Raw genomic sequence first — 16,055 nt, 5'->3', positions numbered from 1 at the left:
CGTTACTTGATTGCAGTGAATTCATCTGTTGCTGACTGGATTTCCAGTGCGGGTCTCTTGTCGGATTCGGGCACGAGCGTGGGCTTACCGGCGGGTTTGACCACGAGGTCCCCGAGGAGATCGGAAAACCGCTTCTTGCCCAGTTGCCTCTCCAGCGCGGTGATCGTCTTGAGCTTGCGATCCCACACATCGACACCGGCTGCCTCAGCCGTCTGAGCGACAGCGGACTCGTCGGAGTATTTGCGGATCGAGCGGCCTTCGACGAGCTTGAACCCTGGCCAGGTCTTGCCCTGGTTCACCGCCAGCGACAGCGCGTACGCTTCCACATCGGCAGCCCAGGCCTTCAGATCCGGAAGCTGGGCCAGCACCTGTGCGATCTCGGCATCGGTGAGCTCGGCAGGTGGTGCGAACTCATGTTTGGCAAGCGCAAGGTTCGCCTCAGCACGCGTCCGGCAGGTAGGTGAGAGTTTGCAGAACCGGCACCACTCACCGGGAGCGAACTCGCCATCACCGCTGGCAGCCAGCGCGGCACGAGGCTTCACCACCTGTTCCGCCCACGCCTCCAGCTCAAACACCGGGATCGTCCACGTCGAGACGTTCGAGCGCCTGGGCTGGAAGATCGTCACCGCCACCTCGGTGATGTCGTAAAGCGACCCGAACGCATTCAACGCTCCGAGCGCATACAACATGAGCTGCGGGTTCTCTTCGGCCTCGACCATGACCCCCTGGCCGTACTTCAAATCGATGATCTGAAGCGTGGGCTCAGCGATGATCACGCAGTCGCCAGTGCCGAATCCACCCGGCACCACGTGGGAGAAGTCCAGGCGCTGCTCGATGAGCACTTGCGGATCAGCACACGCCTGCCGCACATCACGCACCCGCTCCTGGACGAAGGCCACGTAGTCATCAGTCAGGACATCCATCTGCTCGTCATGCCAGCTCGAGACCGGCTTCGTGGACGGCGCGTCATGGAGGGCACGGCGCAGCTTCCACTCCGCAAGCGCATGCGCGGCGGTTCCCTGCTCGGCAGCCTGCGAGGAGGACTCCGGCAGCCCGGCCTCCAGCGTTGCCGACGGCGGGCAGGCCAACCAGCGGTGCGCTCCCGAGGCGCTGAGCAGTGCGTGCTGGTCAGGCATCAGCAATCGCTTCCGCTTGCTCCAGCAGCTGCCCGAACTTGGAGGGGTCAACCTCGGAGAGCTTGTTCGCACCAGCTGCCTGGATCAGCTCACGCACCTGCGCGGTATGACCTGCCTGCGACAAGCGCGCCAACACAGTGCGGACCTGCCCCAACGACACCCGCACAACCTCCGGGACCGGGGCCGGGGCAGGTTCCGGGGCGGGAGGCTGGTGGGCCGCTTCGCACTCGTCGGCTGCAGCCTCCAGCGCTGGCTGGGCGAGCTGGGCTGCGGCGATTGGCCGAGCCCCCGACATGCCAGGGTGGTCCTCGAACGATTCCCATGCGGCCTCTTCGATCGCTGAGGCCAGCATCGTGACTCCCTCCGCGATCCGGTTCAGCGCCGGAACGTAGCGGTTAGCTTCGGTGACGTTCACGCGGCATCACCACCACTCCGGGTAACGCCGACGGCGCGAGCCAGTGCCATGAGGTCGTCGTCATCGCCGTGCTGAGTGATGGTGACCTGGTCGACGCTGTCGCCGGGGACGACCAGAGTGAACTCTTTAGGCTCACCGAGAATGAGTCGGGCAAGTCGTTCACGCAGGGTGACCCGGCGCAGACCCACGACCTTTTCACGGGTCGCCAGGTCGAGATTCAATTGGTGCCGCATCAGCGGACCTCCCTTCCTATGCAAGACCCGGAACCGGGATTGGCTGGGGTGGCCTTGCATAGGAAGGGCTTCGGGCAGAGCTGTTTTATAACCTGCCTAGGACAGAAGCTCACGCAGGCGTGCTTCGGCCTTCTTCAGCCTTTTCGCCACCGCTGGTTGAGATACGCCCAATACGCGAGCGATCTGGGATTGGGTAAAGCCGTGCAAATGGATGCCAGCCACCACCAGGCGATCCTTCGGATCGAGACTCGCCAAGGCCTCACGTATCATCTCTGCGGTCGCCCAGGCATCCGCAGGGTCCTCGCCCTCATGAGAGACAACCACGTCAACGACGGAGAGATCATCATCGTCGTCCCTTGCAGATACGGACCGATAGGCGGTGTTACGAAGGTGCTGCTTCGCGTTGTTGTAATCGTGCTTGCTCAGGTCGTCACAAATCTCATGGATGCTGCGACGCTCTACCATTTCTGGATCTGCCGCTTCCTGGCGGCGCAGTTCGAGATCACGTTCAACCACGATCTCGGCTTTGTCAGCAGTAATGAAATACGTCGCACTGCTGGTGGGATAGCGTTCACTGATCCCCTCGATGCGCTCATGCTTGAGCTGGATCTTGACATGTTTTGGCTCGGTAGCCATCAGGGTTTTCCCTTCGTGTGAAGGGAGACCCGCGTGTGCGCGTCAAGTTCGAAGACGAGTTGCTAAGCACAGAAAGGCGGACCCCGCGACCAACACCGGTTGCCAGGGGTGGTCTCGGGTATCCGCCAAGCGCTTAGCGAGTCTCCGTATGAACTTGTTTTCTGTTGACGACCAGGCCGTACGCTTCCCGATCGAGACACCTGGCCAGTCGTGTGGTCTGCACGCTTGTGTTGAGCCGCATTTTGTCGGCGGCTCACGGTAAGATGTGAAGAACGTCTTCACGTTCGTGGTGGCCGCGACTGGTCGTGGTATCTGGTTAAAACCCTAGAAATCGGGGTTCGCCAGGCCGTGAGAAAGTGTGAGGCGAATCCGTGAGGAACCGTGAGACCCGCAGAGACGAGGAGGGCGAGTGAAGTTCCACGAGCTGGCTGCATGCCTCGCCCCAGCCCTGCCCGGTGGCCTCGCGCGTGCTGAGCGAATGCGTGAGCTGATCTCTATGTTCACGACAGTTACCGAAGACGAGTGGGGCACCAACCGAGACCCATCGACACTGCCGTCAGACTCGGTGCTCGAGTCGATGGCGTCCAGGGCTTCGGGGTTCACGAAGAAGCTCGCCAATGCGATCTGTCCCCGTCTCGACATCGACGCCTTCGTTGAACGCCTTTACGGGTTGGATCTGGCCACCCAGGAACTCATCGCTCAGAACATCGCCGACCACGACGAACACGTAGATCTGGAGAACTTCGAGTACGGCGTTGCCGAGCTGCTCGTCGGCATCCTCCACGAGAAAGCCGGACTGCCTGACAGGACCGCCGCAGTGCTCAGGCGTGCGAAGATCCTTGCCGCGCTCACCAAGAATCGTGACTTGCTTCTGACGCGCTCACGTGGCTGCGCCACCTGTTGCACGCCGCTTCGGTCCAGGTCTCACGATTCCTCACAGGCCTCCTACGACATCGTCTTTCTCGACGACGCCACCGAGCCGTTCGGCTCGGGCGACTTCGCAGTCATGTGCAAGCCGTGTGCGGAGCGTTTCAACCTTGCTCACATTGAGGCCGATCTCGCCCAGTTGCGAGCCCATAACCGAGCACTCACCGCAACAGAGAACGTTGACGAGGGCCTTGCTCCTCTCGGGCTGGACCGCAAGATCAGCCAACTGCTCGCTGTCATCAACCAGCTACCCTTCGAAGAGGCGGTCCGCGACACGGATTACAGCGCGATGACGTTGCAACAGAAGATCGACGACATGGCACTGCTACGCCTGTGTTTCGATGCGATGGCCACTTACGAGCCAGTCGTCCGCAACACCGCCAAGGCCCTCGAAGCTCAAGGGGACTTCAAGTTTTCGAAGATGCGCCGCCAGATTCAATCTGCGTGGGACGTCTTGGACGACAGCGGCATGAGCCAGTACAACATCTGGCAACGCCTAACCGCATGGATCCACGAGCACACTCACGTTGACCGATACGCGTGCGGGGTTGTCGTGGCGTTCATGATCCAGATCTGCGACCTGTTCACACCAAGGACCGTGGCGGTGAGCGCATGATTCGGCTCCCCAACAAGCTCTACTGCTTCAGCGAAACCGTCCTCGCTGACTTCGTCACCATCATGCGCAGCCTCGATACTGCACCCATGAGCGTCGCCGAACTTCACGACCGCCTCGAGGAGCAGTTGGCGACCGAGGACATGATCGACGCCCTCACACTGCTGCTCACGCTCGGCACCCTCAGCCTCGATACCGACCAAGGGGTGATTGCTCGTGCTCACTAGACTCTGGTCCCCAGCCTTCAAACACCACGGTGAGAAACGGCCGGTGATTGAGTTCCATGCGGGGCTGAACATCATCGAAGGTGCCGACGGGGCGCAAAACTCGATCGGCAAGTCCACCGTTCTGCAGATCATCGACTTCGTCTACGGTGGCCGTGATTTCTTGAGCTCGGATGCGGTCACGATGGCCACGGCGGTACGACACCACGTCATCTATTTCACGCTGCGCATCCACGGCATCAACCATCATTTCTCCCGCGACACCTCTCGTCCCGGATTCGTCGCCACCTACCAAGACCCCGGCTGGACCATCCCCGGCGACGAGATGTCAATCGATGAGTACATGGGTTTCCTGCTCACCTCCTACGGACTCGACGAGGCGGGCACATCGTGGCGTGACCTGGTGGGCCGATTCTCCCGCGTGGATGAATCCGGGATTGCGATGCTCGACAAGCCCCTCGCCGCAGCCCCACGCGAGAGCGACACCAGCGGCGCGGCCGCGCTACTACGGTTGTTTGGTGCGTATGCGGAGATCGAGGAAATCCAGGACCGCTATGCGAAAGTGCGTAGCGAGGTCGATGCGCTAGATGCGATAGCGAAAGGCCAGTACTCCAACTACATCAAACTCACCAAAAAGGCCGACCGTGACCGGGCAGAGCGTGAGCTCGCTGAAGCAAAGGCTGAGGCAACGCGTGTCCATCGACAGGCCGATCTTGACCTCTTCGATGCCGACCGCAAGGCGCGCCAAGAACAACAACTCCTCCGCGCCCAGCTGCGGCCCCTGACTGAGCAACTCGACCAGTTGACAGGGAAGCTGGCGATCGTGGAAGCCACCCTCGCTGGTCGCACTCGCATCACCACCGATGACCTCGAAGAGTTCTACACCTACTTCCCCCATGCAAACCGCGAGCACCTGGAAACCGTCGAGTACTACCACCATGCTCTCACCGGCATTCTCGAAGAACAGCTCACCGAACAACGCCGCCTCTACACCACCCAGGTCGCGGCACTGCAGCGGGAAATCCGGGCCCAGCAAGCAAGGATCGTCTCGCTCGGCGAATCCGTGCAGCTCGATGACGAAACCTATCAACGCTCCCTCGAACTGCACACGAAGATCACCCAGCTTGACGAGCAGATCCGCACCTTCGACCACAACCAGAAGCTCAAAGAAGAACGCAAAGCTCTCAAGAAGGAGATCGACGAAAGCATCCCCGCTACGCTCGGTGAACTCACCACACAGATCAACGCCGAGATGCGAGACGTGATGGACGCCTTGTATCCGAGCGAACCGCAGAACGCCCCGATTTTCACCTTCAAAGCCGTCACCAAAGGCGTCTCCTACACCTTCGACCACAACGGCGACACCGGCTCCGGCGCGAAATTCAATCACCTCGTCGCTCTCGACATCGCCGTCTTGCGCTCCACACCGTTGCCGTTCCTCATCCACGACTCAGCCATCATCAAACTGATTGCGTTCGCTCCCGTCGCGGAACTCCTTACCGTCTACAGCAACACCGCAAACCTCACCAGCAGAGCGGGTGAGCCGAAGCAAGTGTTCTTCTCCTTCGACGCCACAAAGGCCTACGGCACCAAGGCCGAAGAACGTGTCGCCCCAGCCCAAGTCATCCATCTCGGCGAAGGCGCCGAGGCCCTCTACGGCTTCACCTGGAACACCGAAACCACCGACCACCACGCCCCACAGACCAGCGAAGGAGGCCAGCGATGAAGATCAGCTTCAAACCCCTGTGGAAACTCCTCATCGACCGCGACATGACCAAAGAAGACCTCCGCCTCGCCACCGGCCTGTCTGCCGCCACCATTGCCAAGATGGGCAAAGACGGCAACGTCACCACAGAGGTTCTTGCCAGGATCTGTACCGAACTGAACTGCAACCTCGAACAAATCGCCGCGATCGCCCCAGCCACCCACGAAGGAGGTGAAAGCGATGCGTAACACGCTCACCTCGACCGGCTTCTATCTGGAGAAACGGGCCATGGGAACGCGCCCGCGCAGCCCGGCACCGGAGCCGACCACCCAGACAGCATTCAGCGGCAGCAGCGCCGCAGACACCCCGACTTTCACGAACCCATGGAGCAAGCAATGACCGAAGAACTCAACGAAGTGCCACGCACCACCCCCGACTTCGCCACCGAAGCAGCCACCAAACTCGCAGAACTCTTCCCCGAGGTCGTAGCCGACGGCAAGATCAACCTCGACACGCTCAAGACGATCCTCGACATCGACGTCGAGGACGGCCGCGAGCGATTCGGTCTGACGTGGCCAGGCAAGCGCGAAGCAATTCGCGCCGCCCAAACCCCGACCACCGCAACCTTGATGCCGGACAAGGAGAACTCGGTCAACTGGGACACCACCCAGAACGTCTTCATCGAGGGAGACAACCTCGAAGTGCTCAAGACCCTGCAAAAGCACTACTACGACAAGATCAAGATGATCTACATCGACCCGCCCTACAACACCGGCAACGACTTCGTCTACCAAGACGACTACGCCGACCCCATCGGCTCCTACCTCGAACGCACCGGCCAGGTCGACGAGGCTGGGAAACTGTCCACCAACTCTGAGTCGGCAGGACGCTTTCACTCCAACTGGCTCAACATGATGTATCCACGCCTCAAACTGGCGAGGAACCTGCTCCGCAAAGACGGCTGCATTGCAGTTTCCATCGACGATACAGAAGCTTCACACCTGTGCGGAGTACTCGATGAGATTTTTGGTGAGTCAAATCGAGTCGGAGTGTTTAGCATCATTCGCGCAGAAGGTGGCGGCCTCGCCAAACAAATGATCAAAGGGCACGACAGCCTATTCGTTTACGCTAGGTCGCTATCGTCGTTCAAACCGCTATTGCGCCCCAAGGAAATCCGTGGAAAGACAGTAGCTATTGACGGCGAAGATTACTGGATCGAAGAGGACTGGCTTCGGAAGGAATTCGGCAAGTATGGCACATGCATGTACGAAGAGATCCTTCATTACCACGGCCAGGAAAAGAAGGATGAGATCGACAAAGGCCTAGCGGAAGGGAAGTACATCCTTTTAGCGAAAATTGGAGGGTTTCACGTAGTAGGCAGATATCGGAAGGTCTCAGAAGACGGCTCAAAGTTTTATTCAGTCATCAAGCACCTTAATAAGAATGGAAATTCCGACCTCAAGGCACTTGGTGCAGATTTGGCAAGTGCCTTTGACTACCCGAAGCCAACTTCCTTGATTCAACAATTTGTTCTCGGCGCAACCTTCTTTAGTTCTGATCGCGATGCGATGGTTCTAGACTTTTTCGCGGGCTCAGGAACGACAGCTCACGCAGTTATGCAGCTGAATGCTAACGATGGGGGCACCCGGCGATGCATCTCGGTACAGCTTCCTGAGCCCACTGAGGAGAATTCTGAGGCACAAAAGGCCGGATACGAAACGATCTCACAGATCACCCGGGAACGTATTCGTCGTGCGGGTAAGAAGATTCTCGAGGAAGAAGCGTCGAAACTTGATGGCCGGGCAGATTCCCTCGATGTCGGTTTCCGTGCTTACAAACTCGTGGATACGAATTTCACGAAGTGGAAGGCGGACTCAGGCCTATCTGAGGATGAGCTGGTTGGTTTGTTCGCAGATCTTGCTGATTCGGCTGATGATCATGCCCGCCCCGAGGCGCTGCTGACTGAGGTGTTATTGAAACTCGGCTTCTCGTTGTCGGAGAAGATCGAGACGGTCAACGTCGAGGGTCTCGAGGCTTTCAGTGTGGCTGATGGGCTCGTATTGGCCTACCTTGATGAGCATATGACTCCGACTCTGGATCAGCTGCGTGCGATGGTCGCAAAGGAGCCGGAGCGGCTCGTGATCCTGGAGGATGCATTCAAGGGCAATGATGAGCTGAAGACGAATCTGGTGCAGGAGTGCCGCACCCGCAATGTTGATCTGTGGACGGCGTAGGGCGAGGACTGAGTGATGCGTTTTCAGTTTGATCCCCGCCAGCCTTACCAGACTAGCGCCATCGAGGCTGTCACGGATCTGTTCGATGGGCAGCCTGCCGATGCCGACCAGCTCTTTACAAAGTTGGAGTTTCAGTCTTCCATGCCCATGCTCGAGATTCCGGGCTTAGAGCAAAACGATCTTTTTCAGGAAATCGGCGCCTACGGCAACAACCTCGTGCTTGATGAGGACACGATTGCCACGAATCTGCGCCGAGTACAGGATCGCAACGGGCTTGAGATCAACGATGACTTGGTTGATGGTCTCCAATTCGACATTGAGATGGAGACCGGTACAGGTAAAACCTACGTCTACTTGCGTACCGCGTTCGAGCTCGCCAGCAATTATCAATTCAACAAGTTCATTATCCTTGTGCCCTCGGTGGCGATCCGTGAGGGTGTGAAGACGAGTATTCAGTTGATGCGCGAGCACTTCCGCCACTTGTACCCGCAAATCAATATGGATTACAACGTGTACTCCGGTGACCGTGCTGAGGACGTGCGAGATTTTGCTACGGCCACATCGTTGCAGTTCTTGGTGATGACGATCGACTCGATTAGAGGCGATAAGAACACACGCATTATTCACCAGCAGCGAGACAAACTCTCCGGGCTGCGGCCGCTGGATTATCTGCAGGCAACTCGACCGATCGTCATTATGGACGAGCCGCAGAACATGGAGTCCCGGCTCTCCCAGTCGGCCGTCGCCGACCTGAACCCGCTGTGCACCCTGCGCTACTCGGCAACCCACCGGACCACCCGCAACGTGGTGTACCGGCTCGATCCGTTGGACGCTCACCGGCTGGAGTTGGTGAAGACGATCGTCGTCTCCGACGCCCTGGAAATGGGCGGCGCGGCGAAGCCGTATGTGAAGTTGCTGGAGGTCAAGCGCGACCCGTCGTTCAAAGCGTCGCTGGAGCTGGTGGTGCGGAAGAAGGACGGCGGCTTCGCGAAGAAGAAGGTCTCCGCCACCCAAGGCGCCGATTTAGAGCGCCTTTCCGGTGGGAACCCAGCATACGAGGGTAATTGGCGGATCAACGAGATCAGCGTCCAACCCGAGCAGATCGAGCTCACCAACCACGGATATCTGCGGGTGGGTGAGGCGATTGGCGATAACCAGGACGCTGTGTTTCGCGAGATGATCCGCGAAACCATCCGTGAGCACATCCGCAAGGAGACCCAGGTTCACGAGCACGGTATCAAAGTGCTGTCGCTGTTCTTCATCGACAAGGTCGCCTCCTATCTTGGTGAGGGCATCAACAACCTCGATGCGCGCGGCCCGTTCGCCGAGGCCTTCGACGCGATCTACGTTGAAGAGCGCGCGAAGAACCCAGCCTCGCACGCGTTCCTGCCCGAGGATCCGGTGGAGGTGCGCTCTGGGTACTTCGCACAGATGAAGGCAGGGAAGGGCAAAGACGCTCGGATGACGTTCAAGGACTCCTCGGGCAAGACAAAGGCCGACGATGACGCCTACGAGCTGATCATGAAGGACAAGGCCCGGCTGCTCAGCATGGATGAGCCGGTGCGGTTCATCTTCTCCCACTCCGCTTTACGTGAGGGGTGGGATAACCCGAACGTGTTCCAGATCTGCACGCTGCGCGACATGTCCTCAGAGACCGAGCGCCGCCAGACCATCGGCCGTGGCCTGCGCCTGCCAGTGAACCAAGAGGGTGAGCGCATCAAGGATGCGGGCACCGCACAACTCACTGTCGTGGCGAACGAGTCCTACAAGGCGTTCGCGTCTGCACTGCAGGATGAGTACAAGCAGGCTGGTGTGGCGATCGGATACGTGAGACGGACTGAGTTCGCTGCCTTGCCGGTGGTTGATGAGGTGACGGGTAAGGAGATGCGGCTAGGGACGAAGCGCTCCGGTGAGATCTGGGAGTCGCTCCACAGCCAGGGGTACATCAACGCCGCCGGTGAGGTGATGGGCACGTGGGTGCCAGACCAGCTGGGCTTCACTGTAAACCTTCCCGACGAGTTTGCAGGTTACGAGGAAGACGTCATCCGGATCGTCGATGGCTGCAAGATCGAAACGATCGTCAAGCACAAGCGCAAGCGCCAGCCCCGCACCCTCAACAAGCAGGTCTACGCCACCCCCGAGTTCGAAGAGTTCTGGGAGGCAATCACTGCTCGCACCACTTACCGGGTCGCGCTCGATCGTGAGGACCTCATTGCTCGCAGTGTGGCGAGTATCCAGCAGGCGCCGCAGATCGATCCGATCCGTATCCAGGTCAACCGCACGGGGCTTGAGATCACGCGTGGTGGCCCGAAGGGCACGGAACTGGGCTCCCGGTCCACGGTGCTCACGGACTCGTATCCGTTGCCGGACATCATCAGCCAGCTTCAAGAATCAACGTCGCTGACGCGGAAGACGATCATCGAGATCCTGCTCGGCTCCGGCCGGATCGGAGACTTCCTCGCGAACCCGAATGACTTCATCAAAATGGTCACCGAGCGCATCGAGACCGAGCTGGCTCACACCCTCATCGATGGGATCCAGTATGAGCCGATCGGCGGCTCCATCTACGAGCTGCGCGAACTCCAGGCCGATGGGTTGGAAGAGAAGGACCGGTTCATCGACCAGCTGTACAAGGTGACGAATAAGGAGAAGACGGACTTCGACTACCTGGTGCTCGACTCGGCAGTGGAGCGACAGTTCGCTCAGTACTTGGATGGGCGTGAGGACATCAAGTTGTTCATGAAACTGCCCGACAAATTCCGTGTGCCTACACCGGTGGGTGATTACAACCCGGACTGGGCGATCATCAAGGTTGAGGACGGCACTGAGCACCTGTACCTGGTGCGGGAGACGAAGTCGAGCCAGGACCCGGCGAAGCGCCGCCCGAGCGAGAACGCGAAGATCAAGGCCGCCATGAAACACTTCGCCGCGATCGGCGTGGATTATGCGGTGTCGGCCCCTGAGCGGTGGGAAGTCTAAGGGGAGCGGCGACGAGTGCAGTATTTGAGTGACTATCAGTCCAAGCTCTACGCACATGAGCTCGACCGCTCCTATGCCTCCGACCATGTCGGCAAGCTTGCGGGGTTGTTGTTCGATGCGCAGGTGGAGCCCAAACCCCACCAGGTCGACGCCGCCCTGTTCGCCCTCCAAACCCCGTTCTTGGACGGGGTGATCCTTGCCGACGAGGTCGGGCTTGGTAAAACGATCGAGGCCGGAATCGTCATCTCCCAATACTGGGCACAGCGCAACCGGCGCATCCTCATCATTGCACCATCGTCGCTGCGCCAGCAGTGGAAGCAGGAACTGGACGAGAAATTCGCTCTGCCCGCCTCACTGCTCGATCGCACCAACATTGATGAGTTGACCGGGCCAGGCGCGAAGGATCAGATCCTCATCTGCTCGTATGAGTTCGCGAACTCGCAGACCACGAAGATGATCCGCACCTGGGATCTCGTGGTCTGCGATGAAGCCCACCGTCTGCGCTCTCACTGGACCGGGCAAGCCAAGATCGCAGCAAACGTCGCCCGCATCTGCCGCGCTGCCTCGAAGACCGTCATGCTCACCGCGACGCCGCTGCAGAACCGGCTCGAGGAACTCTACGGGCTGGTTTCGGTATTCGCGCCGGACTACTTCCATTCGCTGGATGCGTTCAAGGAACGCTACCTGGACAACCCTGACGGGGTCGGTAACGACGACCTCGCCCAGCGGGTCGCGATGGTGGCGAAACGGACGCTTCGCAAGGATGCGGATAAGTACATTCGCTTCACCGAGCGCATGCCGCTGACCGTCGCGTTTACCCCGAGCGATGCCGAGATCGAGCTGTACGACAAGATCAACGAGTACCTGCAGCGGCCGTTTCTGTGGGCTTTCGCGAAATCCCAACGCCACCTGTCCGCGCTCATCATGCGAAAGCGCCTCGGCTCCTCCTCCTACGCCGTCGCCTCCACTCTGGAGCGCACTGCAGACCGCCTCGAAGCGGAAGTCCGCGCCGGACGCCGACGCAACGACGCCGGTGGCTTCGTCGGTGACCCAGACGTCACCAGCGAGCTACGGGAAGAAGCAGAAAACACCCCAGTCACCTCTGAGGTGATTGACCCGGAGCAGCGCCAGGCGATGCTCCGCGAAGTCGAAGAGCTGCGCGAGTACGCAAAGCTCGCCCGCTCCATTACCGTCAACCAGAAGGCTGTGAAGCTGGTTGATGCGCTCGAGCAGGGCTTTGCGAAGCTGCGCGAGATTGGTGCGCCAGAGAAGGCGATCATCTTCACCGACTCCACCGTCACCCAGGACTACCTCGCCCGATCCCTCACCGAGGCCGGATGGGGCGAAGGCCTCGTCTTGTTCAACGGCACCAATACCAGTCCGGAAGCCAACACGATCTACAAGCGGTGGCTCGAGGAGAACGAGGGCGGTGATCTTGTCACAGGTATTCCTGCTGCCGACCGGCGTAAAGCCCTCGTGGATGAATTCCGTGAGCGGGGACGGCTCATGATCGCGACCGAGGCTGCCGCGGAGGGTATCAACCTGCAGTTCTGCTCGATGCTGGTCAACTATGACCTGCCGTGGAACCCGCAACGCATCGAGCAGCGCATCGGCCGCGTGCACCGCTTCGGGCAGAAACACAACGTCGTGGTCGTCAACTTCTCCAACAAAGGAAACCTCGCCGAAGAACGCATCCTCGAACTACTCACGGAGAAGTTCGAGTTGTTCACCTCGGTGTTCGGCGCGTCCGATGAGGTCCTCGGTCAGATCGAAGACGGCCTGGATTTCGAGAAGAATATCGCCCACATCCTTGACAACTGCAAGACCTCCGCCGAGATCGATGCCGCGTTTACTGCTCTCGAAGCGAAGTACGCGAAGCAGATCAACCGGGAGATGAAGAAGACCCGCGCCAAGGTGTTCGACAACCTCGACCCGAAGGTGCGCGACAAGCTCAAGTCCTACGACGCCCAAACCGGCGTCGTCCTCAACGCCTTCGAACGCCTCCTCATCGAGGTCACCCGCCACGAGCTGGGCAACATTGCCACCTTTAACGAGACCGGCACCCAATTCACCCTCAAGGACGCCCCAGAAGTGGGCATCCCGACCGGCGAGTACTACTTCAAGTCCGAGCCACGCAAAGGCGCACACCAATACCGGTATGCCAGTGAGCTATGTGCCTGGGTGATCGAGCATGCGAAAAACCACGACACTCCACCGGCCCACCTCACGTTTCAGATCAAAGGCTCCGAACGCGCCACGACGGTTGCGAAGCGGCTCAAGAAGAAGTCCGGGCGGTTACGGATCGAGGAAGCTACCTTCACCATGAAGGCAGGCAAGCAACAACTGCGCGAGTCCTACCTGCTCACAGTCGGGTTCCTCGCTGATGGCACCCCGATGGACCATGATCAGGTCCGTGACCTCCTCGACCTCACCTGCATCAACATCACCGCAGGTGCGGTTGACGACGCTGGGTTCGAGGACGCACTCGACGCTCAACTCACTGAGCTCGGCCAAGACGTGGAGGATCGCAACGCTGGGTTTTTCCTCCAGCAAGAAGAGCTCATCGAAGCAGCCCGCCTCGACCACAAAGCGAAGTTTGATGCGAAGATTCGCGAGTACCAAGCCAAAGAGACCACCGCGAAGAAGGCGGCTCGCAAGGCGACCAGCGCCACCGAAGAGCTCAAGCTCAAGCAAGAAGCCCGCCAGTGGCGACGCAAGATCGACGACGCCGAAGATGAATACCGCACCGAGCGCAACCGGCTGCGCGACGAGTCCGAGGAGTACCTCGACAGCGCCCGCGACGCCCTTAACGCCACCGAGAACCGTCGCGAACTGTTCACCATCACCTGGGAGGTGATCTGACGATGTGTGTCGTTGAGAAAGATGCTACTGATGGCTAGGCCGTACGTGTCACACAAGAAGCTCTGCGACAACTCACGCGCCGCGATGCTCGCCGCGATCGAGGTTTACAACAAGCCGCAGACAACGTACCGGGAGCAGGTCGTCACCGTCTTGGTCGTCAATGCGTGGGAACTCATTTTAAAGGCGGCATTGCGAAAATCCCGGAAGAACATCTTCTACAAGAAGAAGCGCGGAGAGGACTACAGGTCCTTATCGCTGGAGCACTGTATCGCAGAAATGGACAAGTATCGTCTTTGGCCTGAAACGGTTGATGGCGACGGCGTCCGAGCGAACCTCCACATCCTGACCGAATATCGAAATAAGATCATTCACCTTTACGTCGCTGACGATCTAAATAGCGTCCTCTACATGTTCTTACAGCAGAGCATTGTGAACTACAGAGACTTCGTGCTTGAGATTTTCGACAAGGACCTAGCCGATGACATCACGTGGACGTTGCTCCCACTGGCGGCTCGTACCCCAAGCGATACGATTCGCTCGCTCCGGGTGGATGGAGATGTGAAGTCTGCACAGGTAGTCGAGGACTTCCTTCGAGACCTACGGCAGATTATAGGCAAGGCCGAAAGCCTAGGCGCTGACATGGGGCGGATCGCAATCGTTCAGGAGATCAACCTGCAATCAGGCAAGAAGATTAGCCGTGCCGATCTTGAGGTTGCCATTAACCAAGGCGCGCCAACAACAATCGTTCAGCGCAAAGTCGATCCCAATGACACTCACCCGTTTTCAGCAGGGGAATTGGTGGAGCGGGCGAATGAGTTCCGGAAGCATGGCAGGAAGCTCACGATGCATGATCTCACGTGTATGGCTTGGCGGCACGGACTCCGCGAAGACACGAAGTATGCCTGGCGAGGAAAACACAATCCTTCCTGTGTCTGGTCGGGTGATGCCTTGAGTTTCCTCAAGAACCAAACCGACGAGGATTTCGATCGTGTCCGGGAGGAATATAAGAACTACCTGCGGGAGAAACGGTGCGGGAAGAAGTAGGGCGAACACCCTCCTCGATACCTTTTGACGGCGACCCATACATTTTGACGCCACGGCTTCCAGTGCTCCTGGTGGGTACAAATGGTGCTGCAGCTCAGGCGGAAGACGCCTGAACACCCCTGTCACTACTACCGCGAGAATGCTCGCGAGCAGCACACGGATTCCTAGATCCTGCCTTCCAGCAGGTTTTAAGCGGCTAACGCGTACTCGCACACACCGTTATCTCGTATCAATAGCGACAACCAACGTTTGCCAATGATCACATTGATAGGTGCATTGATCTGTCGCTGAATGCTGGCGTTATTCTCCACAAACACTGACTCGTCCAGACCATCACCCTTCTCGTACACTTGGAAAGTGTCGGCGAGTGCGATGCCAGTGAAAGTTTCGTACGCAGGCTCGGATGCGCCCTCACGCTTCGCTGCTTCGGCTTGCAGCGCGTTGTAGGTTGTCTCGATATTCACGGCCGACACATAATAGGCCAGCAGCAGAATCTCAGTCGCAAACAGTTCGCCCGCGTATTTGCGGGCAAGGTCATGGGGTTCGATGATGCCCGATTGCAGCAACCTCACCAAGAATGTGCTGGTACCCGCGAAAGGATCGCACAACTGGTCACGTTGGATACAAGACCCCAGTGCGGAGCAGGGCCATCGAACAGCTTCGATACCGGCGATGAACTGGGATTTCCGGCTGCCGCGGACGTTTGGAGATTAGCCTGCTGTACCGCTGAGTATCTGGCACGTCGCTACCCGGCTGGCGTCCGGAGAGAGGTGAACCAGTCGGGATTTCGCGCGCAAGAATAGACGCGGGGTCTCGACAAATGATGCGGGTAGCACCTCTACCTGTAGACGATACCGCTTGCTATTCGTTCTTGCAGGTGGGCCGACGACCATCTGCACTCCTAGTCAACTACAAAGCTTTGAAGTGCCCTGAGTTTTGTTCCTAGGCTTGTGCCTTGATTTCCATTATTCCTTGACCGGGGTGGTGTTCCCAAAATTCGGCTTCTACTTCAGCCGGCGTGCGGTAGCCCAGGCTCTGGTGAAGCCG

At 58.9% G+C, this 16,055-nt stretch carries 14 protein-coding genes; 9 read left to right on the top strand and 5 right to left on the bottom strand.

The window, feature by feature from the left end:
• Positions 1-2: 2 nt before the first annotated feature.
• The 4 genes from PV375_RS04510 to PV375_RS04495 form a co-directional block, all read right to left on the bottom strand.
• The gene (locus tag PV375_RS04510) at positions 3-1,136 is read right to left on the bottom strand and encodes a DUF2800 domain-containing protein (protein WP_332106320.1); all 1,134 of its coding nucleotides are present in this window, start codon (positions 1,134-1,136) and stop codon (positions 3-5) included.
• The gene (locus PV375_RS04505) at positions 1,129-1,551 is read right to left on the bottom strand and encodes a hypothetical protein (RefSeq protein WP_332106319.1); all 423 of its coding nucleotides are present in this window, start codon (positions 1,549-1,551) and stop codon (positions 1,129-1,131) included. Before PV375_RS04505 ends, PV375_RS04510 begins: the two co-directional genes overlap by 8 nt.
• The gene (locus tag PV375_RS04500; protein WP_332106318.1) at positions 1,548-1,784 is read right to left on the bottom strand and encodes a hypothetical protein; all 237 of its coding nucleotides are present in this window, start codon (positions 1,782-1,784) and stop codon (positions 1,548-1,550) included. Before PV375_RS04500 ends, PV375_RS04505 begins: the two co-directional genes overlap by 4 nt.
• A 96-nt stretch (positions 1,785-1,880) precedes the next feature.
• On the bottom strand, positions 1,881-2,420 hold the full coding sequence (locus PV375_RS04495) for a sigma-70 family RNA polymerase sigma factor (protein WP_332106317.1): 540 nt from the start codon (positions 2,418-2,420) through the stop codon (positions 1,881-1,883).
• Between the two features lie 409 nt (positions 2,421-2,829).
• Between PV375_RS04495 and PV375_RS04490 the strand changes: the two genes are divergently transcribed.
• From PV375_RS04490 to PV375_RS04450, 9 genes are read left to right on the top strand one after another with little or no spacing between them, the layout of a single operon-like run.
• The gene (locus tag PV375_RS04490; protein ID WP_013888276.1) at positions 2,830-3,963 is read left to right on the top strand and encodes an ABC-three component system protein; all 1,134 of its coding nucleotides are present in this window, start codon (positions 2,830-2,832) and stop codon (positions 3,961-3,963) included.
• Entirely contained in the window at positions 3,960-4,187 is a 228-nt protein-coding gene (locus PV375_RS04485; protein ID WP_013888277.1) for an ABC-three component system middle component 7, read from the top strand. Before PV375_RS04490 ends, PV375_RS04485 begins: the two co-directional genes overlap by 4 nt.
• Before the next feature lie 43 nt (positions 4,188-4,230).
• Positions 4,231-5,910 (top strand): DUF2326 domain-containing protein, encoded by a 1,680-nt coding sequence (locus PV375_RS04480; RefSeq protein WP_332106316.1) that lies wholly within the window; start codon positions 4,231-4,233, stop codon positions 5,908-5,910.
• Positions 5,907-6,137 (top strand): helix-turn-helix domain-containing protein, encoded by a 231-nt coding sequence (locus tag PV375_RS04475; protein WP_332106315.1) that lies wholly within the window; start codon positions 5,907-5,909, stop codon positions 6,135-6,137. Before PV375_RS04480 ends, PV375_RS04475 begins: the two co-directional genes overlap by 4 nt.
• Entirely contained in the window at positions 6,130-6,288 is a 159-nt protein-coding gene (locus PV375_RS04470) for a hypothetical protein (RefSeq protein WP_332106314.1), read from the top strand. Before PV375_RS04475 ends, PV375_RS04470 begins: the two co-directional genes overlap by 8 nt.
• Positions 6,285-8,123, top strand: a complete 1,839-nt coding sequence (locus tag PV375_RS04465) for a site-specific DNA-methyltransferase (protein WP_332106313.1) — start codon at positions 6,285-6,287, stop codon at positions 8,121-8,123. Before PV375_RS04470 ends, PV375_RS04465 begins: the two co-directional genes overlap by 4 nt.
• A 15-nt stretch (positions 8,124-8,138) precedes the next feature.
• Entirely contained in the window at positions 8,139-11,102 is a 2,964-nt protein-coding gene (locus PV375_RS04460; RefSeq protein ID WP_332106312.1) for a restriction endonuclease, read from the top strand.
• A 15-nt stretch (positions 11,103-11,117) separates the two neighbouring features.
• Positions 11,118-13,964 (top strand): SNF2-related protein, encoded by a 2,847-nt coding sequence (locus PV375_RS04455; protein ID WP_332106311.1) that lies wholly within the window; start codon positions 11,118-11,120, stop codon positions 13,962-13,964.
• Between the two features lie 30 nt (positions 13,965-13,994).
• Positions 13,995-15,008: a DUF3644 domain-containing protein gene (locus PV375_RS04450; RefSeq protein ID WP_332106310.1), complete on the top strand. Its 1,014-nt coding sequence runs from the start codon at positions 13,995-13,997 to the stop codon at positions 15,006-15,008.
• Between the two features lie 188 nt (positions 15,009-15,196).
• Here PV375_RS04450 and PV375_RS04445 read toward each other — a convergent pair whose 3' ends face one another.
• Complete coding sequence (locus PV375_RS04445; protein ID WP_332106309.1) at positions 15,197-15,580, bottom strand: hypothetical protein; 384 nt, start codon at positions 15,578-15,580, stop codon at positions 15,197-15,199.
• Positions 15,581-16,055 lie beyond the last annotated feature (475 nt).

It is taken from the genome of Gulosibacter sp. GYB002 (genome assembly GCF_036577665.1).
In the GTDB taxonomy this organism is placed as follows: Bacteria; Actinomycetota; Actinomycetes; order Actinomycetales; family Microbacteriaceae; genus Gulosibacter; species Gulosibacter hominis.
Note: the sequence above shows the minus strand (reverse complement) of the source record. Positions and strands in the feature narration are given on the sequence as shown.